Genomic DNA, 467 nt, shown 5'->3' with positions numbered 1-467 from the left:
GCGTACTTTACGCCCCCCTTGCCCAACTCCTGGGTGCTTAAACATCTAGATATAAAAGAGACGAGCGTGGGACAAAAGTCGGGTAGTTTGCGAGCATTAACTGAAAATTGACCATGATGCCTGAATTGGGCATGATGATCAATTTTTTGGTTAAGCGGAACCAACTGCTTTTGGCACCCGTTTTGGCTCTATTGAAGTCAAAATGCCAAAATAAAAAACGGTTCATGAGGAAGTTTCACCTCATGAACCGTTTTTTTGTTTAGAGACTTTTGGCACAGTCCCGTATTTTTGAAATTGCCCTCAAAACACTAAGGACACCTATTGCTCATCTTTAGTACGGTAAACTTTACGCGCCTTACTACCTTCTTGCGGACCGATCACCCCGTTTTCCTCAAGCTGGTCAATGATCCGCGCCGCCCGGTTGTAACCGATTCGAAACTTCCGTTGCAACATGGACGTGCTTGCTC

At 45.4% G+C, this 467-nt stretch carries 1 protein-coding gene; it reads right to left on the bottom strand.

Annotated features, from left to right (window positions below; all coding sequences use genetic code 11):
* Positions 1–318 precede the first annotated feature (318 nt).
* Positions 319–467 (bottom strand): DNA translocase FtsK (locus tag CP370_RS09295; RefSeq protein ID WP_143467889.1); only part of this gene is annotated, 149 nt, incomplete at its 5' end.

The organism is Lactobacillus sp. UMNPBX19 (genome assembly GCF_002553805.1).
GTDB lineage: Bacteria > Bacillota > Bacilli > Lactobacillales > Lactobacillaceae > Lactobacillus.
The sequence above is the reverse complement of the archived record's forward strand: the minus strand, read 5'-3'. Positions and strand labels throughout refer to the sequence as shown.